This is a genomic window from Klebsiella sp. K4 (assembly GCF_014596785.2).
In the GTDB taxonomy this organism is placed as follows: Bacteria; Pseudomonadota; Gammaproteobacteria; order Enterobacterales; family Enterobacteriaceae; genus Klebsiella; species Klebsiella pneumoniae.
In genome coordinates, this window is sequence record NZ_CP115022.1 from 124,091 (window position 1) to 145,599 (window position 21,509).

21 protein-coding genes and 3 pseudogenes are annotated in these 21,509 nt (G+C 50.3%); 17 read left to right on the forward strand and 7 right to left on the reverse strand.

Annotation, left to right across the window (positions count from 1 at the left end; genetic code table 11):
- Positions 1–295 precede the first annotated feature (295 nt).
- The 13 genes from IB144_RS26790 to IB144_RS26850 all read left to right on the forward strand — a co-directional run bounded on the left by IB144_RS26790 (position 296) and on the right by IB144_RS26850 (position 13,822).
- A complete protein-coding gene (locus IB144_RS26790) occupies positions 296–1,354 on the forward strand; it encodes an ATP-grasp domain-containing protein (RefSeq protein ID WP_016947105.1) in 1,059 nt (352 codons plus the stop codon).
- Between the two features lie 11 nt (positions 1,355–1,365).
- Complete coding sequence (locus IB144_RS26795; protein WP_004210246.1) at positions 1,366–2,508, forward strand: phosphoribosyltransferase domain-containing protein; 1,143 nt, start codon at positions 1,366–1,368, stop codon at positions 2,506–2,508.
- On the forward strand, positions 2,501–3,274 hold the full coding sequence (locus tag IB144_RS26800) for a hypothetical protein (RefSeq protein WP_004181732.1): 774 nt from the start codon (positions 2,501–2,503) through the stop codon (positions 3,272–3,274). The genes IB144_RS26795 and IB144_RS26800 overlap by 8 nt, the downstream gene beginning before the upstream one ends.
- Position 3,275: 1 nt before the next feature.
- Positions 3,276–4,355, forward strand: coding sequence for a cysteine protease StiP family protein (locus IB144_RS26805; RefSeq protein ID WP_064794358.1), 1,080 nt, complete (start codon positions 3,276–3,278; stop codon positions 4,353–4,355).
- On the forward strand, positions 4,355–5,311 hold the full coding sequence (locus tag IB144_RS26810; protein ID WP_110184550.1) for an HpcH/HpaI aldolase/citrate lyase family protein: 957 nt from the start codon (positions 4,355–4,357) through the stop codon (positions 5,309–5,311). The genes IB144_RS26805 and IB144_RS26810 overlap by 1 nt, the downstream gene beginning before the upstream one ends.
- Before the next feature lie 10 nt (positions 5,312–5,321).
- The gene (locus tag IB144_RS26815) at positions 5,322–6,545 is read left to right on the forward strand and encodes a DUF4236 domain-containing protein (protein WP_112029087.1); all 1,224 of its coding nucleotides are present in this window, start codon (positions 5,322–5,324) and stop codon (positions 6,543–6,545) included.
- A 2-nt stretch (positions 6,546–6,547) separates the two neighbouring features.
- Positions 6,548–7,006, forward strand: a complete 459-nt coding sequence (locus IB144_RS26820; RefSeq protein WP_004026591.1) for a ribbon-helix-helix protein, CopG family — start codon at positions 6,548–6,550, stop codon at positions 7,004–7,006.
- 479 nt (positions 7,007–7,485) lie between these two features.
- Entirely contained in the window at positions 7,486–8,124 is a 639-nt protein-coding gene (locus IB144_RS26825) for a VWA domain-containing protein (protein ID WP_004210261.1), read from the forward strand.
- Between the two features lie 24 nt (positions 8,125–8,148).
- Positions 8,149–8,790: a TerD family protein gene (locus IB144_RS26830; protein ID WP_004026586.1), complete on the forward strand. Its 642-nt coding sequence runs from the start codon at positions 8,149–8,151 to the stop codon at positions 8,788–8,790.
- Entirely contained in the window at positions 8,791–9,429 is a 639-nt protein-coding gene (locus IB144_RS26835; RefSeq protein WP_004026585.1) for a VWA domain-containing protein, read from the forward strand.
- Positions 9,430–9,521: 92 nt separating this feature from the next.
- Positions 9,522–10,562: a TerY-C metal binding domain-containing protein gene (locus IB144_RS26840; RefSeq protein WP_080876689.1), complete on the forward strand. Its 1,041-nt coding sequence runs from the start codon at positions 9,522–9,524 to the stop codon at positions 10,560–10,562.
- Positions 10,562–12,295, forward strand: coding sequence for a PP2C family serine/threonine-protein phosphatase (locus IB144_RS26845; RefSeq protein WP_032412835.1), 1,734 nt, complete (start codon positions 10,562–10,564; stop codon positions 12,293–12,295). The genes IB144_RS26840 and IB144_RS26845 overlap by 1 nt, the downstream gene beginning before the upstream one ends.
- Before the next feature lie 27 nt (positions 12,296–12,322).
- Complete coding sequence (locus IB144_RS26850; protein ID WP_080876673.1) at positions 12,323–13,822, forward strand: lipopolysaccharide kinase InaA family protein; 1,500 nt, start codon at positions 12,323–12,325, stop codon at positions 13,820–13,822.
- 39 nt (positions 13,823–13,861) lie between these two features.
- On the opposite strand, the gene IB144_RS26855 is transcribed toward IB144_RS26850, so the two are convergent.
- From IB144_RS26855 to IB144_RS26865, 3 genes are read right to left on the reverse strand one after another with little or no spacing between them, the layout of a single operon-like run.
- The gene (locus IB144_RS26855; RefSeq protein WP_104897368.1) at positions 13,862–15,400 is read right to left on the reverse strand and encodes an IS66-like element ISKpn24 family transposase; all 1,539 of its coding nucleotides are present in this window, start codon (positions 15,398–15,400) and stop codon (positions 13,862–13,864) included.
- A gap of 48 nt (positions 15,401–15,448) precedes the next feature.
- Positions 15,449–15,796, reverse strand: a complete 348-nt coding sequence (gene tnpB, locus IB144_RS26860) for an IS66 family insertion sequence element accessory protein TnpB (protein ID WP_000612626.1) — start codon at positions 15,794–15,796, stop codon at positions 15,449–15,451.
- On the reverse strand, positions 15,793–16,197 hold the full coding sequence (locus tag IB144_RS26865; RefSeq protein ID WP_003031976.1) for a transposase: 405 nt from the start codon (positions 16,195–16,197) through the stop codon (positions 15,793–15,795). The genes tnpB and IB144_RS26865 overlap by 4 nt, the downstream gene beginning before the upstream one ends.
- A 465-nt stretch (positions 16,198–16,662) precedes the next feature.
- Here IB144_RS26865 and IB144_RS26870 point away from each other — a divergent pair, with 465 nt between their 5' ends.
- Positions 16,663–17,145 (forward strand): hypothetical protein, encoded by a 483-nt coding sequence (locus tag IB144_RS26870; protein ID WP_004196929.1) that lies wholly within the window; start codon positions 16,663–16,665, stop codon positions 17,143–17,145.
- A gap of 275 nt (positions 17,146–17,420) precedes the next feature.
- On the opposite strand, the gene IB144_RS26875 is transcribed toward IB144_RS26870, so the two are convergent.
- From IB144_RS26875 to istA, 4 genes and pseudogenes are all read right to left on the reverse strand, one after another.
- Positions 17,421–17,825: a DUF2251 domain-containing protein gene (locus IB144_RS26875; protein WP_038992151.1), complete on the reverse strand. Its 405-nt coding sequence runs from the start codon at positions 17,823–17,825 to the stop codon at positions 17,421–17,423.
- A 547-nt stretch (positions 17,826–18,372) separates the two neighbouring features.
- Positions 18,373–18,651, reverse strand: a complete 279-nt coding sequence (locus tag IB144_RS26880; protein WP_004118062.1) for a DUF1778 domain-containing protein — start codon at positions 18,649–18,651, stop codon at positions 18,373–18,375.
- 93 nt (positions 18,652–18,744) lie between these two features.
- Positions 18,745–18,957: a hypothetical protein gene (locus IB144_RS26885; RefSeq protein WP_004181742.1), complete on the reverse strand. Its 213-nt coding sequence runs from the start codon at positions 18,955–18,957 to the stop codon at positions 18,745–18,747.
- A gap of 779 nt (positions 18,958–19,736) precedes the next feature.
- Positions 19,737–20,558, reverse strand: a pseudogene (gene istA / locus IB144_RS26890) (IS21 family transposase); the annotation flags it as partial.
- A gap of 12 nt (positions 20,559–20,570) precedes the next feature.
- Between istA and IB144_RS26895 the strand changes: the two are divergent.
- From IB144_RS26895 to IB144_RS26905, 3 genes and pseudogenes are all read left to right on the forward strand, one after another.
- Positions 20,571–20,801, forward strand: a complete 231-nt coding sequence (locus IB144_RS26895) for an amidase family protein (RefSeq protein WP_024193449.1) — start codon at positions 20,571–20,573, stop codon at positions 20,799–20,801.
- A gap of 63 nt (positions 20,802–20,864) precedes the next feature.
- A pseudogene (locus IB144_RS26900) lies at positions 20,865–21,379 on the forward strand (nitrile hydratase subunit alpha); the annotation flags it as partial.
- Positions 21,345–21,458 (forward strand): annotated as a pseudogene (locus IB144_RS26905) (IS1 family transposase); the annotation flags it as partial. The pseudogenes IB144_RS26900 and IB144_RS26905, both read left to right, overlap by 35 nt.
- Positions 21,459–21,509: the final 51 nt, after the last annotated feature.

Genomic DNA, 21,509 nt, shown 5'->3' on the forward strand with positions numbered 1-21,509 from the left:
GTATTGACCGGGTTTTTATAAAATTCATTTTCAAACAGAATGCATCTAAATCATATCATGACAAAGTTCACCCGCAAGGTAAAAACTGGTGGGTTTCTGGAATTTACGTTTCATTACATTGGGTGGGTAGGTGGTGGTTTGATGTATGTTATTGTTATTAAGTGGTTTTTGTGATCTAGCCGGAAAGTCAAAAACAGCGAATGATTATCATATTATGATTGACATGGCGCAGGTCAGTTCTTAGACTCATGTATTACAAAAATCTCATCCCCTTTTCAGGCGACAATTATAAAAAATGAAAAAGAAAATTTGGTTTATGGAAGGGCTATCTTCCCAGCGAGACATTATCCTTGGAGTGAAATCATTTGCGGAAAAGGAAAATCAGGATATTGAAATCTTTTCTTCTCATCGCAACGAGAGGAAAGAGATCTTGTCTGTTTCCGATTTTTCAATGATCGAACCTAACAACGAAGAAGAACGTCTTTCTTTTATTCATTCCATTACTGACGCTCATGGTATTAATGCGATACATACTGGTCGCAACTGTAAATGGTTTGAAAGCCACCGGGAAAACATTCAACGTTCTGGTGTCCACCTGACTACCGGGTCAACGGGGACTCACTGGTTTGAATTAGCCGATGAAAAAGTTACTTTTTCCGAGTTTATGGAAAAAAATGGACTTCCGGTTGTCCCGTCGGTTCGGGTAAAAAATGTAGACGAGCTTCGTACTCTGCTGAGTCATCCCCCTTTCCCTTCTGATTGCCTCTGCATTAAACCTGTTACAGGCATTTATGGCATGGGATTCTGGCGTTTTGATGACAATGTTTCCCCGGTAGCTTTTCTCAACAATCCTGATAGCCGTGTTATCCACCCATCACAGTTTCTGGCTGCTCATGCCCGGATGGACTGCTTTACTCCACAAGTACTGATGCCCTATTTACCCGGACCAGAATACTCTGTGGATATGGTGGTAAGTCAAGGCACGGTCCTGGCCGCTATCGGGCGGCGTAAAGAAGGTGTGCTTCAGTATCTGGAAAATGAAGGGGAAGCGATTGAACTTGCCATCAACTGCGCCCGCCTAATGAACGCAGACGGCATGGTCAATGTACAGACTCGCCATAATGCCGAAGGCAAACCGCTATTGCTGGAAATTAACATGCGGCCTTCAGGAGGTATTGGTTATACGCGGTACAGTGGCGTGAATCTTCCGGGTCTGTATGCCTTCCATACACTTGGGCTGATGGATGATGATCAGGTCAGGCAGTCAGCGAAAACTGATTTTTCACCTGCAGTCGTCCGCTCTGTCACCGATGTCATTCTCTATCCGGCATCATTGACCAACAGAATTGATTAATGGAGACAGATATGTCAGCAATTGATGGTAATTTCGTTTATCAAAAGACATTATCCTGTGGGCGAATTGAGGTAAGCAGCGAGGAAACCGATTATCCTCTTACTGATCTCTTTGATATCGCCGAACGGCGGAATCCAAAACGCGCATTTCTGTTTGTCAGTAAAGTGCTGGGTCGACATATTCCTGTCTCTCCTCTGGTCATGCGCAATGTTTATACACAGCTGGCGGAGAAGTTTCCCGGGACTCTGGACGGGCCGGTGGTATTTATCGGGATGGCTGAGACGGCTGTCGGCCTCGGGGCGGGAGTGTTTGATGAGGTGCGCAAGCATCACCCTGACTGTGTTTATCTGACATCAACCCGCCATCCGGTCGATGCCGAACTGTTGTGCGAGTTTAAAGAAGAGCACAGCCATGCCACAGACCACCTGATCTACTATCCAGTTTCTGCGGCCATGCGGAAAACCGTAGCGGAGGCACAAACATTAGTGCTCGTGGATGATGAAGCCACGACGGGGAAAACGTTCCTCAATCTTCTCGCCTCATTACGTGCATCGGGTGCACTCCGGAAGGTACGACGGGTTATTGCTGTCACGCTGACTGACTGGAGCGGAGAAGCACTCAGTCAGAACAGCCCCCTGCCCCTACATACAGTATCGCTCATCTCCGGCAACTGGCGCTGGACACCCGAACCGGATGCCCCGCTTCCTGTCATGCCCCAGGTAAATGTGACCTCCAGAGGGAACGTCCCGATCACAGGCAAACAATCCTGGGGGCGACTCGGGATGCAGATACCGGCGAGTGACCTGGGTCTCCAGGTTCAGGTTTCGCACGGTGAAAACATTCTGGTACTGGGCACCGGTGAATTTGTCTGGGAGCCGTTCCTGCTGGCTGAGCGACTTGAAGCGGCAGGTGCTCAGGTCGTGTTCAGTTCGACGACCCGCTCACCGATTTCCACTGGTTATGCTATCCAGTCCGCCATTGCTTTCAGCGATAACTACGGACTGGGTATTCCAAATTATGTCTATAACGTTGCTCATCAGCAGTTTGACCGGATCCTGATTTGTTGCGAAACGCCAGCTTCCAGCGTGGACCCCCGGCTGCTTGAGGCGCTTTCCGCTGTTGCTCCCACCGTAGAGGTGATTACCTATGAATAAGCCCGTCGTCTTCAGCGACCTCGATGACACCCTGTTCCAGACCCGCCGAAAAATGGTTGATGAACTTGCCCTTGAACCGTTCCGGACCGGCGCACTGGATCGCAGCCTCACGCCTCGCAGTTTTATGACCGAAGAGCAAGCCATGCTGGTGGACTGGTTGCTGGAACATGCGGACCTCATTCCGGTGACGGCCAGAGGTACGGAAGAAATCAGTCGGGTACAGATCCCCTTCCGTTCCTGGGCCGTGACCACTCATGGCGCGGTGATCCTTCGTCCAGATGGTACGCCAGACAGCGACTGGAAAGCCCATATGCTGGAGTGCCTGTCCTCCTACGCCGACCGCTTAACATCAATGCAACATATCATCACCGAGCTCATGGATGCGCGAGGCATTAATGCCTGGGCACGCCTCAACTACGAATATGAGGGTACGCCGGTGTATCTGGTCATGAAGCACCGCGACAGCACGAAGCTTGATGAACTGAACGCTGTCGGGGATGAGATTGAGCGCGTTTTTTCGACCGAAGGGTTTTACATCCACCGTAACAGCAACAACATTGCCTGGTTACCCTGCCCGGTAGAAAAAGGGCTGGCCGTTTCATGGTTGCTGGAGAAACTGCGTCAGGAGCGCGGGGTTTTCCCGGTGATGGGGCTGGGTGACAGCCTGAGCGACCATCGGTTCATGAAACTCTGCAGCTGGTTTGGTCTTCCACGCCAGAGTCAGTTTGCCGAGGCCATATCACAGCGTATTTTTGGAGAGCAATAAGATGTCGCATTTTGCCCCGTTTTCTGGTTCCTATAAACCGGACGATGTTCACTTTTTGCTGAAACCCATTGTCATGGAGATGACACCGGTTGACCTGAAGGAAGAACTGATACAGTCAGGAAAAATGCATTATTCCGACATGTTAAGCCAGGAACCAGAGCCGACCCGCTGGCACCTGGATCTTTTCACCCGTGCGCTTGACTCGGGAGCTGCACGTCTGGCACGGGAAGTCTCTCATCTTGCTCGTGAACTGGCCCGTCGTGCTGGCGATGAACCCATTGTCCTGGTCAGCCTGGTCAGGGCTGGTGTTCCACTGGGGGTCATGCTGCATCAGGCTCTGCGTGCGATGGGAAAACAGTCTTTCCACTACGGGATCAGCATTATCCGCGACAGGGGTATTGATGCTGCGGCGCTTGATTTTATCGAATCACGCCATGGTACTGATGGCATAGTGTTTGTCGACGGCTGGACGGGAAAAGGAGCTATTACCGGCGAATTATCCCGCACACTGAAGGACCGTCCCGGTTATCCGGAGCAGCCTCGACTGGTTGTGCTGGCTGACCCCTGCGGATGTGCCTGGCTTGCTGCCAGTGACGATGACTGGCTTATCCCGTTCGGTATCATGGGCGCGCCTGTCTCGGGTCTGATTTCGCGCTCTGTCTGGGCCGAAGAAGGCCTGCATGGCTGTGTGGTTTGCGATCACCTTCAGTCTTTTGAATGCAGCCAGATGCTGGTGGATACGGTAGCACATTTCCGTGAACAGCTTGACGGTAAACCCCTTCCCGCTTCTGGCTGGGACGCAGGGAAAAATGCCGCACGCTGGCAGCTGAGCAGAAAAGTTATCCAGAGCCTTGCTGCGCGTTATGAGGTGGACAGCATTAACCGCATTAAGCCGGGTATCGCTGAAGCGACGCGGGCGGTTCTGCGTCGTGTACCTGATCATGTTTTTGTTCGCCAGATGGATGACCCGGATGTTTCTCTTCTGGTTGGGCTGGCAAAAGAGAAAGGTATCCAGGTGACGGAAGCCGGGGATACGCTCGGTCAGTATCGTGCGGTTACCATTATCAAAAAGGTACGCTGATGAAAAAACAACCCAACCCATGGGAACTCGGTGCCACGCTGTATATGCCTGCCACACGCAAGGATATCGCTGAGGTCGTTCTGGAAGGGAAAATACCGGGGCTACGCTCTCTGGTTGTCTGCCTGGAAGATGCGGTCAGCGAGCATGACATCCCTTTTGCGATTCAGAATCTTTCACAGTTTTTGGAGCGATTGAGACACGCAAGAGCCGTCAACGATGATGAGAAGTACCCACTGGTATTTATCCGTCCACGCCACCCTGATATGGGGAGATGGCTAACGGCTAATTTGGACCTGAGTGCAGTTGATGGTTTTGTACTGCCCAAATTCACCCGTTCCACACTCCCGGTTTGGTGGGACATCATGGCCGGAACATCATTGATGATGATGCCAACGCTTGAAACCGAAGAAGTCTATGATGTTATTAAAATGCAGGCGCTGGCAAATGAACTTTCGGGTCATGACTGCCGTGACCGCATAATCGCTTTGCGGATCGGCGGAAACGATCTCATGAACGTCGTGTCTCTGCGACGGCCACGGGATCTGACCCTTTATGACACTCCTATGGGTTATGTCATAAAAATGCTTGTGTCAGTATTCGCTCCTCGTGATTTTGCGCTTACCGCACCAGTATGCGAACACATCGACGATCACGGCGTTCTGGGACGAGAACTCTCTATGGATATCGCCCATGGGCTGGTGGGTAAAACGGCCATTCATCCTGATCAGATTAGTGTGATAGAGGAGGCGCTTAAAGTGTCTCCTGGTGAGCATTCAGATGCGTTACGAATTCTGAATTCCACCCAGGCAGTCTTCAAATCTCAGGGAGCGATGTGTGAACCGGCCACCCATCGCCGGTGGGCTCAGGGGATCCTGGGACGGGGACAGGTATACGGTCTGACTACGGGGCAAAATCCGGAAGGAATCAGGCTTATTCCAGTTTCTAAGCAGCACTGAGGAAGCATATATGGGATTCAGATTTCGTAAATCGATCAGCATTATCCCGGGGGTCAGGGTTAACCTGAGTAACGGGGCCCCCAGTCTGAGTATTGGCCCCCGTGGAGCTTCGCTGTCAGTGGGAAAGAATGGAACGTTTGCCAACCTGGGCCTTCCCGGAACGGGACTGAGTTACCGCACCCGGATTGACAGAACAGCACGGGAAAGAGTGAATACCAGGCATCAGGCAGATCCCGGTCTGAGGTCTGAACTGGAGCTGGTGGTGGAAAAACTGATGTCCACCGTAACAGCGATAACCAATATCCATGAACTCTCCCCTTCCCCAAAGGGAGGGAATACCTGGGCCACGCTCGAGACACAGTACCTGGCGCTCCGTCAGGGCAGTTTCACTCTTCCTGCGCCGGTACGACCAAACAAACCTGAATATATACCTCTTCCACCAGAACCTGATGAGCATGCCGGTCGCGGTTTCCTTGGGGGATGGCTTGAATCTGATGCAGCCCGACAGGAGCGACAGAACGAAAATCTTCGGCGGTGGCAGACGTCCGTCGCTGATATTGAACGTGAAAATGCGTTGCTGAAACAGCGTTATGAGAAACAGCGTATAGCGTGGGCTGAGCAGTACGCAGAATGGCAGCATCAGTACCAGGAGCATGAAAAAAATCGCACGGAGTCTGTAGCTTTAGCGAAAGAGCAATTCCGATCTGACGCCCGCTTCTTTGAACATTGTCTTGAGGAAGTTTTCTCGCAAACAGAATGGCCGCGAGAAACGCTGGTGACGTTTGAGGTACGGCCTGAAGAATCAACAGTCTGGCTTGATGTTGATTTACCTGAGATTGAGGATATGCCTGATAAAGTGTATAGCGTGAATGCCCGGGGAACTGATATCAATGAAAAAGCCATGACACAGAAAGCGGTCCGGGAAAGTTACGCTAAACACGTTCACGGATGCCTGCTGAGATTAGCAGCAATCGTTTTTCAGACGCTTCCGTTTGAACAGGCCGTCATTTCAGGCTTCACTCAGCGGGTGAGTAAACGCACTGGATATCTTGAAGATGAGTACATTATTTCCTGGCGGGTACGCCGCTCTGAAATCGAGCTAATCAACTTCGGGAATCTGCGTGGCGTTGACCCTATTGAAGCATTGGGTGATCGAGGTCTGATCAGGAAAATGAGTTCAACTTACATTTTTCAGCCTATAGAACCACTGACCCAGATGGCAGGTACCGACTGAATATGCAATTAAACACCAGACAGGAAAGAGTTTACACCCTGGCTAACATACTTGGCTCAGGGAAGCCTGTATCGGCGCAATCCATCACCGCGACGCTGGCCTGTTCTGAGCCGACACTAAGCCGGGCGCTTAAAGAGCTGAGGGAAACTTACGCTGCTGAAATTAAATACAGTAAGGCTGGCCACTCCTATCAGATGGTACACTCCGGATTACTGGATAAGAAAACACTAAAGAGAATGAGTGAGGCGCTGGACCTTAATTCTGATTTAAAAACACATGACCAGGGGGCACGGGTGGTACTGGATAAGGATATAAAAACTTCCGTTTCCCTGTCGATAAGACGCCGTGTTCTTCGCAAAATTGACAAACTGGCTGCGCTAAGCGGTACATCAAGAAGCGAGGCAGTAGAAAAATTAGTAGAGTTAAAAATTGATGAAATTATCAATGAAATGAAGAAATAGCAGAATATTAGTGGGGTGGTTGTTCTCACTCCACTAATCGGCAATCTTTACCATTTTCCCAACAGGTGTTTATTGTATAACTACAGATAAAAAGCAAATTAATAAAATAAAGATTAGTAATTCATAAATAATCCCTGTGTTTTATTTTATTAGTTTTCTTTTAACTGACCATCGTCACCGTATTATTAAATGCAAAAACGTTAAACCATATTTTATATAGATTATGACCTGTCCAGTTTCCCGGCGACGGGTTATCAATATGGCGAATGCCTACTAAAAATGGCGGGGATCGTATTGTTGAAATATTGCAAATTTGTATTGTTGTTCAACCAACTCGCGCGTTTGAAACAACGTGAAAATCTCACTTTGTGATTGCTGAACTAACTATATGCCTTTGTTTTTAGTAATATGATATGAAGTGTTTATAAAACCATGTTCAGGAAATGAGCTCCCCCATCAACCATTAAGGAAAGTTTAAGATGAGAAGACTTCCCGTCTATCTGCTTCTCGATACATCAGGTTCAATGCACGGAGAGCCTATAGAGGCAGTTAAAAATGGTGTCCAGACACTACTGACCACCCTGAAGCAGGATCCTTATGCACTGGAAACTGCATATGTCTCTGTCATTACTTTCGACTCTACTGCTCGTCAGGCCGTACCTCTTACAGATCTCCTCAGTTTCAATCTCCCCTCTTTTTCGGCAAGCGGAACTACCGCTCTGGGCGAAGCCTTATCCCTGACTGCAAACCGAATTGATGCAGAAGTTCAGAAAACGACAGCGGAGACAAAAGGAGACTGGCGTCCACTCGTTTTCCTGATGACGGATGGCGGACCTACGGATGACTGGCGTAAAGGACTGAATGAATTCAAAGCAGCCAAAAAAGGGGTAGTTGTAGCCTGTGCTGCCGGTCACGATGCCGACACAGCGGTACTTAAGGAGATTACAGAGATTGTTCTCCAGCTGGATACTGCAGACAGTTCCTCCATCAAAGCTTTTTTCAAATGGGTGTCAGCCAGTGTTTCCGTAGGTAGCCAGAAAGTCGATGCCGGTAAAAAAGAAGTTATCGGTCTTGATGATTTGCCTCCACCGCCGCCAGAAGTAAACGTGGTTTTATAAGCAATTAACTTAAGAGAGGATCCTATGACTGTCAGCTTACGGAAAGGGCAAGGCGTCAGCCTGCGTAAAAATGAGTTCGATCTTTCCTCAGTCACGATAGGTCTTGGCTGGGACATCAATGAAGAGAAAAAAGGGTTCCTGGGTGGAATTTTTGGCAAAAAAGAGGAGGAGTATGACCTCGATGTTATTGCCTTTCTCTGCAACGCAGCCGGTAAAGTGACTGACCTTGGCAATGTTGAAAATGGTAAGCCGACACTGGTTAACGGCGATATCGTCTTCTTCAACAGTCTTCGCCATAAATCAGGGCAGATCTGGTTGACCGGCGATAACCGGACAGGTGCCGGTGACGGAGACGATGAGCAAATTATCGTAAAACTAAACAGCATCGATCCGAAGTACGAAAAAATTGTCTTTATTGTTCAGATCTACAACGGCGAAAAATTACAGCAGCACTTTGGAAAAGTGCAAAATGCATTTATCCGGGCGGTAGACGGAAAAAATGTGGAAATGGCACGCTTTGACCTCTCCGGCGGTGTAGCCTTTAATGGTCAGCGATCGATGGTCTTTGCTGAGCTTGTCCGGGAATCCAGTGGCTGGAAACTGAATGCGATAGGCGAGCCTTCCACCTCCGATTCGTTCGTAAGCCATCTGAGGAACTATATCTAAATGCGAAGACTACCCGTATATCTGCTCATCGATACTTCCGGCTCAATGAGAGGAGAATCGATACATTCAGTGAATGTGGGTGTGCAGGCTATGCTGAGTGCCCTGAGACAGGACCCTTATGCGCTTGAAAGCGTCCATATCTCAATAATTACATACGATAATGAAGCCCGGGAGTATGTTCCCCTCACTGCCCTGGCTGACTTTCAGTTTTCTGATATAGAAGTACCAAGTGCGGGCGGCACCTTTACCGGCGCGGCGCTTGAATGTCTGATCCAGTGTGTCGACCGGGATATTCGCCGCTCTGATGGTGAACAGAAAGGCGACTGGAGACCGCTGGTGTTTCTGATGACAGATGGTACTCCGTCAGATGCCTGGGCTTATGGGGAAGCTGTTAAAGAGGTTCAGCGGCGTTCGTTTGGCTCCATTATAGCCTGTGCTGTTGGCCCTAAAGCGGGACACGAACATCTGAAACTACTGACTGACAAAGTTGTGGCTCTTGAAACACTGGATTCGACCGCATTTTCAGGCTTTTTCAAATGGGTCAGTGCCAGCGTGGCTTCAGGAAGCTCCAGTGCCGGAGTCACTACTGATTCGGACACACTTCCACCACCACCACCCGAAATCCAGCTTGTTCTGTAACTTACGCCGGTATGGCAGGGAATAACCCTGCCGTATACCGATAAAGTCCATCTCTGCTATGGACGTCACATTTTGCTATGAGGGAGTTTCCTGTGAGACGACTTCCCGTTTTTTTTGTTCTGGACTGTTCTGAGTCCATGATTGGTGAAAACCTGAAAAGGATGAATGATGGCTTGCAGAAGATTGTGAGCGATCTGCGTAAGGACCCTCATGCTCTGGAGACTGTCTGGGTGTCAGTAATTGCCTTTGCCGGTATTGCCAGAACGATTGTCCCGTTACATGACATTGTGTCTTTTTATCCCCCTCGCCTTCCTGTCGGTGGAGGAACTAACCTCGCGACTGCCTTACGGGAACTGACAACACAAATAGATTCTCAGGTCCGAAAAACGACGCTGGAAGAAAAAGGTGACTGGAAGCCAGTTGTCTACTTACTTACTGACGGCCGACCGACAGATGACATTTCAGCTGAGGTTAAGCGCTGGAACGAATTTTACGCAAAAAAATTGAATATGATTGCTGTGGGGATCGGACCATCAGTTGATCTCAGTGTACTCAGGCAACTGACTGAAAACGTCTTATCGTTTACCGAAAATCAGGAAGGCGATTTTTCGCGGTTTATCCAGTGGATCACAGCTTCAGTCACAGCTCACAGTCGTAGTGTTGGCGAGGATTCTCAGCCGCCCCTGAAACAAACTGACTATATCGTCAAACTTGCCAAAGATGACACAGCCCGTGCATACGATGAAAACTGTGTGGTATTAACCGGGCGTTGCAGTAAAACCCGTCGACCCTATCTGATTAAGTATGAGCGTCCGCCAGCCAGGGTATCGGGCCTCGCTTTCGATCTAAACCTTAACAGCTTTAACATTGCTGGTTGTTATCCTGTGGATGAAGATTACTTCTCATGGACGGATATGTCCGTAGCCGGGGCGCAGATAAACACCAGTGAACTCCATGGCGTACCAGGGTGCCCACACTGCGGAAACAGTAGTGCTTTTGCGATGTGTACCTGCGGAAAACTTCTCTGTATTGATGGGCCTGATGATGTGAACTGCCCATGGTGTGGGAAAGGTTTGTCCTTTCAGAGCGAGGGTGGAAATTCAGATTTTAACGTTAGCAGAGGACGCGGCTAATGAGCGAGTTCATTACACCTGAACATAAAATTATTGCTCTCATTCTGGAGGCATCAGGGGAACCGACTGATGCTGATAAAGTATGCTGTCTTGGTAACATACCTGATGTTGCCCTTGCTGTGCGGCAGCTGAGAGAAACGGTCATTCAACACTGTGCAAGCGAAGCCATACCGGCGGAGAACACTCAAACAGTTTCAGAATGTCTTACCCAGCCCTTTTCTGACAAAATCCTCCCACCTCAAAACTCGGGTGAAAGCGAAGCTGATCGACCTGAGATTGAACCCGTCCATGCCGCTACTGCACTTCAGGGAAATGATAAGCAGGAAGCGCATAGTGAAATGGTGGATGATACAGCGTCAGAAGGCGTTCAGGGACTCACTGAAGAAGTTCCTGATGCAACCGGGGTCTTACAGACCGAGGCTTCCGTCACGGCGCAACCAGAAGACATGGATAAAACCAGTCCGGTTGTTTCTGACAACCTTTCAGCTGACACCGCAGTCAGTGCTTTACGGCCCGGGGAAGTACCTCAGAGAGTGGAGAATAAAACATCCCCTGCCCCCGGAAAAGTGCCGGAGGTGTTTATCATGCTGCCAAATGCACGGGCGGGTGAACCCTACGATGTTCGACTGGAAATAGCGACTGATACAGGTGTTGAGGCAGAGATTACGGAGGTTAACTTCTCTCAGGATATAGGGCTGATATTTGATATCAATGAGCGACGCCTCCAGGGGACGCCAGGGCACAGCGGAGACTTTGAACTGACTGTGAAATGGTCATGCAGCTCACATCGTGATAATGAAAAAAAGTTACTTTTTGTCGTGAACCCTGATCCGAAAAGTCTCTGGAAAGTGATTGACCCGCCTTCTGATGCACCATTCTACAAGAAGAGTATCGACCACCAGAGTGTCTGTCGGTCAGGTATTCATATTGCCGGAGCAAGCCGTCGTGGACGCTCCCATGAACATGTAGGCTCTTTTCGTGACGACGATTATTACCTCAACTTCAGTGATGTATCCGGATGGAGTGTATTACTGGTAGCTGATGGCGCGGGGAGCGCTAAATATTCCCGGGAAGGCTCCCGTATCGTTTCTGAAACTGTTGGTAACTATCTCTTCAACCAGTTCAAGACTGAAAAAGGGCTTGAGATCAAAAACAGGGTCCTTCGCTGGAACAGTGAAGATCAGCGAGCAGTATGGGAGTTTATGAACCACCACTTCAGACAGGCAGCGGTACTGGCCGTAAACAATATCAGCAGTGCCGCAATTTTGGCTGAAGATAAAGTAAAGTCATTCTCAACAACTTTACTCGCGACCGTCACTTTTCGCGACGGTGCTGATCTTTTTGCCGCGTCTTTCTGGTTAGGTGACGGTGCGATAGCTGCATATGGACCTGCTGGCAAAGTCAGAGTGCTTGGGACTCCGGATAGCGGAGAGTATGCAGGTCAGACGCGTTTTCTGGATGCCGATGCCGTCAGTGATGCCGGATTCAGTAAACGTATCAGTATCGGTAAGTGGAACGACATATCGCATCTGGTTCTGATGACGGATGGTGTTTCCGATCCCTGGTTTGAAACGGATAACGGGCTTCAGAATCCACAAAAATGGGACAGGCTGATGGCCGAGCTCTCTCCCCTACTCACAGACCCTGAACATGCCTCGGCACAACTGGTGGAGTGGCTTAACTTTTTCTCTCCGGGAAATCACGATGATCGCACAATCATTGTGCTCTGGTGAAATTAATGCGATAGCAGGTGGCTATTCATGGCAAATATAATTACATGCAAAACTAAGGATGGAAAAACCATTCAGTATGTCGATGAAGTCATCGGCTCTGGCTCAATGAAAGACGTTTATTTTTCTCCGGATAAATCATATGTCGTAGCCTTCTACCATAAACCTCAGAATGAACAGGCCCGGGAACGTATCAACATGATCACCGGGAGGTACCGGCAGAATATTTTTGAGCAGACGGGTGGAGATTACTGGAAAGGTCTCTTCTGCTGGCCCACTGATGTGGTTGAGCACGCTGATAAGGTGGGTATTGTTGTACCTGCTTACCAGCAGCATTTCTTCTTCCGATATGGTTCCAAAAACAATGATTTCCTCGGGATCAAAGGACGTGAAAAGGAAGGGAAATGGTTTGCCAGCGCGAACAATCAGAATAAATTTCTGGATCCGCGTGAACGTGGCAATACGCTTAACTATCTGAAGGTCTGCATCCTTCTAACGCGTGCAGTCAGACGAATGCATGCTGCGGGCCTGTGTCATAGTGACCTGAGTTATAAAAATGTGCTGATAGATCCGGAACTAGGCCACGCATGCATTATTGATGTTGATGGGCTGGTGGTTCCGGGAAAATATCCTCCAGACGTGGTTGGCACACCTGATTTTATTGCACCGGAAGTGGTGAAGACAAGCCATCTCCCTAAAGACGATCCCCGCCGCGTATTGCCGAGTATCGCTACTGACCGGCATGCACTTTCGGTACTCATTTACATGTATCTTCTTTTCCGGCACCCGTTACGGGGAGGAAAAATTCACGATATCGATGATGAGGTCAGGGATGAGGCGCTTTCCATGGGAGAGCGGGCACTTTTTATCGAACACCCGACTGACAGAAGCAATGCAGTTAAGGTTAATCAGGTCTCATCGTTTTCGCTCCCGTGGGCAGATCCTCAGAAAATCCCGTACACCATTATGGGGCCCTACCTGAAACCTCTCTTCGACCGGGCTTTTATTGACGGGTTGCATGATCCGTCGAAGCGCCCTACAGCCGATGAATGGGAGAGCGCCCTGGTAAAAACCGTCGATCTCATCCAGCCATGCCAGAACAAGGATTGTGACCAGAAATGGTACGTTTTCAATGGCAAGACGAAACCCGTTTGTCCCTACTGCGGTACACCCTACAAAGGCAAACTCCCCATCCTGAATCTGTATTCGTCGAGAAAGGCTGGAACTTTCAGGCCAGATGATCACCGGCTTATGGTGTGGAGCGGTCAGTCATTATATGCATGGCACGTCAACCGACTGATTGCTCCTAACGAACGAACCACTGATGAGCAGAAGAAAAGGGTCGGTTATTTCGTCTTCCATAATGACCAGTGGTGGCTGGTTAACGAGGGGCTTAGCGGGCTCATATCACTTCCCGATCGGAAAACGGTCGGCATTGGTGAAAAGTTGCTGCTGGAGGACAACACCCAGTTCATCCTTTCTTCAGAGGATGGTGGGCGGCTGGTAGTGGTACAACTCGTGGTGAATTAACTGTAAGCGTGCAGCGAGAACCGTATTGACGGGGATGTGTTATTCAGTTGGCAGTGCTACGCGCCAGGGGAGTAGTTCGCTGACCCGGTTTATCGGCCAGTCAGCAATGACGTCAAGGACATAACGGAGGTAGCTTTCTGGCTCCACTCCGTTCAGTTTGCATGTCCCGATCAGGCTGTACAGCAGCGCTCCCCGCTCTCCTCCATGATCCGAACCGAAGAACAGGTAGTTTTTGCGGCCCAGGCTGACCATCCGTAGCGCATTCTCAGCTATGTTGTTATCTGCCTCGGCCCAGCCGTCGTCAGTATAGTAAGCCAGCGCCGGCCACTGGTTCAGTACGTACGTGAACGCTTTCGCCAGTTCTGAGTGTCGCGACAGCGTTTTCACCTTTTCACGCAGCCAGCTTTCCAGGGATTTCAGCCGCGGTTTAGCTTTTTGCTGACGTTCTGCAAGGCGTCGCTTCGCCGGCATCCCCCTTATTTCCGCCTCGATGGCATATAACTCACCGATCCGTTTCAGGGCTTCCTCCGTCAGCGCTGACGGGGTGCGAACGTGCACATCGTGGATCTTGCGGCGGGCATGAGCCCAGCAGGCAGCTTCCGTTATCTGTCCATTGCGGTACAGTTCGTTGAACCCGGCGTACGCATCCGCCTGCAGAACACCGCTGAAGCCAGCGAGATGGCTCTGCGGGTGGATACCTTTTCTGTCCGGGCTGTAAGCGAACCACACTGCCGGCGCCAGCTCTGACCCGGCGTTACGGTCGTCACGAACGTAGGTCCATAACCGCCCGGTCTTCGTTTTCTTATTACCTGGCAACAGCACCGGGACAGGCGTGTCATCAGCATGGAGCTTACCGTCAGTCAGCACATAGTCCTGAAGCGCCCCTTCCAGCGGTGACAGTAGCCGGCAACACGCATCCACCCAGCCCGACAGCAGTGAGCGGCTCAGCTCCACACCCTGGCGGCCGTATATTTCAGACTGGCGGTACAGCGGGGTGTGCTCTGCATACTTTGAACTCAGCACGCGGGCCAGCAGCCCCGGTCCTGCGATACCCCGCTCGATGGGCCGTGAAGGCGCGGGGGCCTGCACGATGGCATCGCACTGAGTACAGGCATGCTTTTCACGTACTGTCCGGATAACCCGGAAGGCGCTGCGCATCAGCTCCAGCTGTTCGGCGGCATCTTCACCCAGGTAACTCAGCGCACCACCACATTCCGGGCAGCATGACGCTGCCGGCAGCAGCCGTTTTTCGTCACGGGGAAGTGATTCAGGGAACGGTTTGCGGGTACGGGTCTGCCGCAGCGGGCGCTGCACGGCCGGGTCATCCACCCGGCCGGTAAGGGTATCGCTTTCTTTCTGCAACTGCTTAAGGTCGGCTTCCATCTGCGCGATACGGCGGGAGACTTTTTCGGAGCGGCTGCCGAAGTTCATCCGGCGCAGCTTATCCAGTTGCGCCTGCAGGTGATCTATTTCGCGTTCACGCTCGTTCAGCTTTTCCAGAAGGGCACGGTTCAGCGCCTCCTGTTCGGCAAGGAGACGTTTCAGTTCATCGATATTGTCAGGAAGTAAGCTGTTCATACCGGGTATATTACCAGGCTCATTCAGCGTCGACCAGGATAAAGAGGCCTACAACATAGTCAGTGACGTAAGCAGTCTTTTAGGCTGCCGCCAGTCGATACCTTCAAGGAGCATCGCCAGCTGTGCCGGTGTGAGGAACACTTTGCCATCCCGGGCTGACGGCCAGGCGAAGCGGCCGCGCTCCAGCCGTTTGGTCAGCAGACACAGTCCATCGCCGGTAGACCAGAGGAGCTTTACCTGACTGCCATTACGCCCACGGAAGATAAAAACGTGACCTGACATCGGATCGTCTTTCAGCGTCGTCTGCACCTTTGCCGCCAGGCCGTTGAAGCCGTTTCTCATATCGGTGATGCCAGCGACCAGCCAGATCTTTGTCCCTGATGGTAATGGGATCAACGTTTGAGCTCCCGTATCAGCAGGTTCAGGATATTTTCGCTGATGGCACCATTCAGACGGAGTGATCCGTGCCGGAACGTCACTTCACAGCTGATATTGAGTGATTCAGGTGCCGCAGCAGCTACAGGTTGTGACCGGGGGGAGGTTGCAGGGACAACATCTTCGGCATCAAGTGTTATCGGGAGCAGCTCAGGCACGTTGTTTTCTGTTGTTGAAGGAGGACGTAGTTTTCCTTCGCGCCAGTACTGGCGCCACTTGAACAGCAAATTATCGTTGATCCCATGCTCACGAGCGAGTTGCGCTACGGAGATCTCTGGTCGATGCGAGAGTTCAACCATTTTGATTTTGAACTCAACGGGATAATTAGGGCTTTTTTTACGCACTGCGGTTAATGATTTCATGGATAGCGTCCACCATATTTGGTGTCCACTATCCTCTCAGGAATATCAGGATCTGCCAGACGGTGCTGAGACGACGCTTACAATTAACTGATATTCATCACCAGCAAAAGGTAGAGTGAGGTAAAACGTTATCAGGCGTTTTGGTATGTAAATCAGATAAGCCCTGCTGTACGAGCGGGGCTTATTCCAGGAGTATTTGTGTGGTAATGGATGTCTTTGTTGGTATGAAATTTAGCTTTACATTAACCCTGACCTGACATTGTTGCAGCGCAGAGCTCAACTTCACCTGACAGGCCACTCTGGGCCAGAAACGGAATTTTGGTGGTTGTCTGGCGAAAGATACCTCTGCAGAATGAGACAATCACCTTTAAACATGACCTTAATTTTAGCCATCACAGGCTACTGAACCCGGATCCGGTGAGTGCTCTTGCTCACATAAGAAAGAAGCATATAGAAGACCAGGCTATGCGTACTCATAAACTGAACAAGTCACGTAAACTATATCGCAGTGACAATACAACTACGCGGCATTATTCAATTAATCCGGGGGGGGAGTATCGCTGGGGGCGAAATCGTAAAAAAGCCGAAGACGAGCTGCTGGCAAAGCGCGAGACAATGCATGGCAGGCAAAAGAGAGGCCGTGACTATACCCCATTGTTTTACTTTCTCGTCAAACAGATTGGCCAACCGTGGGATAAGGTATTCAGCGAAGTATGTGGTCGTCTTGATACAACAGAGCCTGTTTTCTGGTTGGTCGCGCTGCATGAGCATCAGAAAAGAGATTTGGTACGTATCGGTGACAGCAGCTTTTATCCGGGCCTGTTTGTTGATGGAAATGGAATCTTACAACAGGTAAACCCTTCGATTACGGGAAAGGACGTTAAGGTAACTTGCCGTTGCTGTACCCACACCTATATGGGGGAACCAGTCCCAGGGAAGTATGAGTAACATCACCTGCTATCCTGCCCCGGACGAGCCTTCCATCAGCGCCGAGCAGTTTTCATACTTTGACCGGGAACAATAATGTCAGTGCATTGACTGCAGAGGTCTCGAATCCAAACTTTGTGTAAAACGCCACGACTTCGTCATTTAAGGCATGAAAGAGAAGCGGGCATTTGGATACCTGGTTTATCATTTGAAAGTCCATGAAATCGTCCGGTCTCTTCAGGGCGACATTTTCACTTTGGATAAAGAAAAGCGGCAGGCGTTAAGCCCACCGTAACTCACCGGAAAAAGTCATCCACCGAATCGCTCCATTCATGTCCGGACACAGACCAAACCTTGTTAATCGGGGGTGGGTATCCACTTCTGCAGTACCCATTTTTCCCCACGAAATCGAACACTGCATGCGGATATCCGTTGATAAGGAGCACGCACTTCTGACTGTCTTCAGACCAGCCGATTTTAACGTCTGAAGGAATGTGGGCGTCTGATATATCCTCGACATTGTAGATATGCACTGCATCAAGAATCGGGTTTCCTTCAAGGGACTCATCGAGCGCATAGAAATACCCGGTCCGGCCGTCGTCTTCAAATACGGCCGCCAGCATCCCCTCCGGTGCCAGGCTTTTTATCACCTGCTCTTCTCCCACAATGAGCTGAGCCTGTAGCGTCACTAAAATTGTCATACCGATGACTCTCCTTTCCCTGAATGTTTGGTAAGGCTACTTTCAAACTGGCAAGCAATCTACCATAACATCCCTGCGATGAATTCTCCCCTGACCTGCAGGCATTTTGTTGAAAAACGACTCCCGCTTAATCTGTGCAATCACCGTAGTTTCTGTTCTTCATTCAGTACTGAAGGACGTCCAACCCGCTTTCCGGCATACCTCTTCCCTATACATGTCACTGTTTTCATAAAAGCCCGATCTACCCGGGAGGATAAGCACAGGAGCAGGAGTGGTCGATGGCAAGCCGTCCCAGGACAATGATCGGAATGACATCAGGTGCGTTGCGTCGGTATGTCCCAGGCACTGTCTTATGGCGGAAGCTACCCGAAGATAAACAATAATAACCGATGATCCGGTTCGTGTTTTCTGCGCAAACGGCATAGACACGGGAAATGCCGGTACTGTGGTTTCTGAGAGCCTTTGTCTTTAACCACTTATTAAGGGCAGGCACCTGGCAACAGAACATCAGCGATGTTATGTTCAGCCGTCAGGGATTCAGGCGCTCTCATTCCCATTGTGATTTGCGGTTCATCAGGTTATCGATTCGCGTCTTGCGCTCCGGCGTTATTGGGGCGTCAAGCTCCTCTATAAACGCCTTAAACTGGTTGTGATTGAGGAGAAACAGGCGTTGATCAAGCAGAATGTCCTGTGCTTCCCTGCAGGCGACCTCAAGCATAAAATCAGTCAGTGATTTTGAGACCAGGCTTGCGGCCATGTCGATCAGGTCACGCTGTGATTTTTTGGCTCGGATACTAATCGGAGCTTCACGAACTTCAGGTTTCATAGATACCCCATGTGTAGCAGATTTATATACATTTCAAATCTGGCACGCTTCGTCGGTTAGAAACACGAGCTGCATTGTACACTCATGCATCATTCAGGACTTATAAAGTTGTATCCAGCTGATAATGTCATCGAGCTGTTGGTTATCCAGTTGGCCGCAGTTTTCAAAAACAGCTTCAGCGACGTAGCCCAGCATTTTCTCGGTTGAAGAGCCTACACCAGCAACTCCACCCATACCCTGTCTGCCCTCATTTGTCAGTACTCTTCTGCCGCTGCCGGTAAGAAACTGCTTCGCTTCGATGTTCACTTATTATCTCCCTAACAAAGCTGGTGTTAATTCTGTTAAAGCGTTCGCCCGTAAGGCCCGTTCGCCACTTTCGGTGATAAGCGTAAGAACAAACCGCGTATCCACGGTATCAGCTCAGAGCTGTAACGAACAGCAGCCCCAGGGGAAATAGTCCGGTCAGAACCGGTACCTTACACCGGATTGATGTCTACTGTATGCCATAAATGAGGGAAAACTGGCGATGGCCATTCTCCTGATTCTGATCGCCGGCAAGTGCTGCAGGCAGCAAAAGAGCCTGCGTAAGACAACATACCCTTAAGGGTCCTGACCTTCAACGTGCCAGGCCCACCGCCCCCGCGCGGACGAAAAAAAGAGAAAAAATAAAAAAAAAGAAAAAAAGAATATGCCGAAAATGTGCACAGTCGCGACCCACGCAGAGCGTGGCGCTCCGGGGCAAAGGCTTTGCAGGGCTATAAGGTATGTTGTCTTACGTTTTGAGTGTGATGGTTACGAGCCCACCAGCTTTCATGAATTGTCCCGCCGGGTGGACTGCTATAAAGTGCATACCAGCACTGCAGCCCCTGCCGGTGATGGGGTCTGAAGGCCAATAGAACGAAAACGTACGTTAGTGAAGTAACTGTCTGATATATCGAAACATAATGTACATTGGAAAACGCCATCAAAACGGTGTCTTTTTAATCGAAAATTGGCACTTAACGGACTTTCTTGTCTACTAATCGATTTTTCAGACGATAATTTTCCTCTTACCGTACGTTTTCGTACGGTTGGATCTCAAACCCCGTGAAGCGCTGTTCCGGTGTCTGCCTGAACTGGCGAAGTTCTCGCCTGTCGACATCGTCAGCCATCCACTGCTCCAGTAGCTGATTAACCTGGGCGAAGCTGTCGAACCGGCGGTACCGGACGAAGAAGTTCTCCTTGAGGTATTTCACCATCCGCTCCACCTTACCTTTGGTTCTGGCCCTTCGTGGACGGCATGCCCGTGGCAGGAAGCCATAGTGATCGGCCAGCAGCAGGAACCCGGAGTTGAACACCATCTTCCCGTTGTTATTTTTCAGCACTGCGGCTTTCTGATTATCGACCAGCACGGTTTTCACGCTGCCGCCGAAGTAGCGGAAGGCGCGGACCAGTGACTCATAGGTATGTTCAGCATCCTGCTTTGGTGCCGCGAAGACATGGAAGCGACGTGAGAACCCCAGCGTGTTAACCGCGAAGTTAACCCTGCATCGTTGCCCGGCAACCTCAGCCTCAACTTCTCCCCAGTCATGCTGGAGCTGGTAACCGGGCTGAGTTTCGAAGCGAACCGTTTTATTCGATGGCCGCATCTTACGTTTTGGCTGGATGTAGTAACGCAACATGGAGCGTCCGCCGGTATAACCCATCGCTTTGATTTCCGCGAGGATGACCTCGCCGTTCCAGACATTCTCAGCCAGACGCATGTCGATATAGTCCATGAACGGCCTGAGTTTGGCCATTTTGTGGCGTGTTTTTCTGGCCGGAGGTTCCGGGTATTTCAGGTACCGTCTGACAGTTCGCTCAGAGCAACCAACCTGAGTGGCAATATCAACAATATACGCACCCTGCTGGCGCATTTGCTTTATCATGTAAAAGTCCTCATGAGCATGTTTGGTCAGGACGAAACACTGTTCAGTGGTGTGCTGCGTTACACCAGCGTTTTTGATTTGACCTGCCACCCAACTCTGACATTGCCCTGCGGGCGTACTGCTGCAGGCGCACCAATCGCCTTCCAGCTTGTTGCACCACATTTTGGCGAAACCGCATTGATACAGTCTGGCTGGGCGTGGCAGCAGGTTACTGACTGGCATCGCACTCATCCCGCCCTTTAATTTTCTTTGCTCCAGCCAACAGGCTGGAGCAATCAGTTATGAATCACTTACAGTGGAGTCAGCATATCAAATCATGATGTCTTACCTTCCGAAAATGCCATCAAAGTGCGGGCGATTCAGTCATTCCTGACGGAGAAAGGTCAGCTCGATCCAGAAACTTCAGACGCCATCGTGGACTATTTTGAAAACAAGATCGGTCCCCGTAACGGTGCCAGTGTCGTGGCGCGCGCCTGGCTTGATGCCGAATTTAAAAAAAGCTGCTTGAAGATGGCACGGCTGCCATCAGCGAGATGGTTTTTTCAGGTGCCGAAGGCGCAGTCATTCACGTCCTCGAAAACAGTGATGCGGTACATAACATCGTTGTTTGTACGCTGTGCTCCTGCTATCCGTGGCCGGTTCTGGGATTGCCGCCAATCTGGTTTAAATCTGCACAGTACCGCTCCCGTGTGGTGATTGATCCAAGAGGCGTGCTGAAGAAGTTCGGTACTGAGCTTCCACCGGAGAAAGAAATTCGCGTTTGGGACAGTAATGCCGAAATTTGCTATTTCGTACTGCCGCAACGCCCGGCTGGGACGGAAGTCGCTGTCGCTCTCAAAATCGGTGGAGCTGCATGACAAAGTCATCGGGCATTATCTGAACATAAAACACTATCAATAAGTTGGAGTCATTACCCACTTGTCATTAGATCTTCCACTGTTCAGCCAAGTG

Excerpts from the sequence above, each read along its gene's own strand:
- IB144_RS26820 (WP_004026591.1), top strand. The coding sequence starts at position 6,548 with ATGCAATTAAACACCAGACAGGAAAGAGTTTACACCCTGGCTAACATA.
- IB144_RS26855 (WP_104897368.1), bottom strand. The coding sequence starts at position 15,400 with ATGAACAGCTTACTTCCTGACAATATCGATGAACTGAAACGTCTCCTT.
- IB144_RS26850 (WP_080876673.1), top strand. The coding sequence starts at position 12,323 with ATGGCAAATATAATTACATGCAAAACTAAGGATGGAAAAACCATTCAG.
- IB144_RS26810 (WP_110184550.1), top strand. The coding sequence starts at position 4,355 with ATGAAAAAACAACCCAACCCATGGGAACTCGGTGCCACGCTGTATATG.
- IB144_RS26805 (WP_064794358.1), top strand. The coding sequence starts at position 3,276 with ATGTCGCATTTTGCCCCGTTTTCTGGTTCCTATAAACCGGACGATGTT.
- IB144_RS26870 (WP_004196929.1), top strand. The coding sequence starts at position 16,663 with ATGCGTACTCATAAACTGAACAAGTCACGTAAACTATATCGCAGTGAC.
- IB144_RS26795 (WP_004210246.1), top strand. The coding sequence starts at position 1,366 with ATGTCAGCAATTGATGGTAATTTCGTTTATCAAAAGACATTATCCTGT.
- IB144_RS26875 (WP_038992151.1), bottom strand. The coding sequence starts at position 17,825 with ATGACAATTTTAGTGACGCTACAGGCTCAGCTCATTGTGGGAGAAGAG.
- IB144_RS26845 (WP_032412835.1), top strand. The coding sequence starts at position 10,562 with ATGAGCGAGTTCATTACACCTGAACATAAAATTATTGCTCTCATTCTG.
- IB144_RS26835 (WP_004026585.1), top strand. The coding sequence starts at position 8,791 with ATGCGAAGACTACCCGTATATCTGCTCATCGATACTTCCGGCTCAATG.
- IB144_RS26880 (WP_004118062.1), bottom strand. The coding sequence starts at position 18,651 with ATGAAACCTGAAGTTCGTGAAGCTCCGATTAGTATCCGAGCCAAAAAA.
- IB144_RS26825 (WP_004210261.1), top strand. The coding sequence starts at position 7,486 with ATGAGAAGACTTCCCGTCTATCTGCTTCTCGATACATCAGGTTCAATG.
- IB144_RS26815 (WP_112029087.1), top strand. The coding sequence starts at position 5,322 with ATGGGATTCAGATTTCGTAAATCGATCAGCATTATCCCGGGGGTCAGG.
- IB144_RS26830 (WP_004026586.1), top strand. The coding sequence starts at position 8,149 with ATGACTGTCAGCTTACGGAAAGGGCAAGGCGTCAGCCTGCGTAAAAAT.
- IB144_RS26790 (WP_016947105.1), top strand. The coding sequence starts at position 296 with ATGAAAAAGAAAATTTGGTTTATGGAAGGGCTATCTTCCCAGCGAGAC.
- IB144_RS26865 (WP_003031976.1), bottom strand. The coding sequence starts at position 16,197 with ATGAAATCATTAACCGCAGTGCGTAAAAAAAGCCCTAATTATCCCGTT.
- IB144_RS26895 (WP_024193449.1), top strand. The coding sequence starts at position 20,571 with ATGAGCATGTTTGGTCAGGACGAAACACTGTTCAGTGGTGTGCTGCGT.
- IB144_RS26800 (WP_004181732.1), top strand. The coding sequence starts at position 2,501 with ATGAATAAGCCCGTCGTCTTCAGCGACCTCGATGACACCCTGTTCCAG.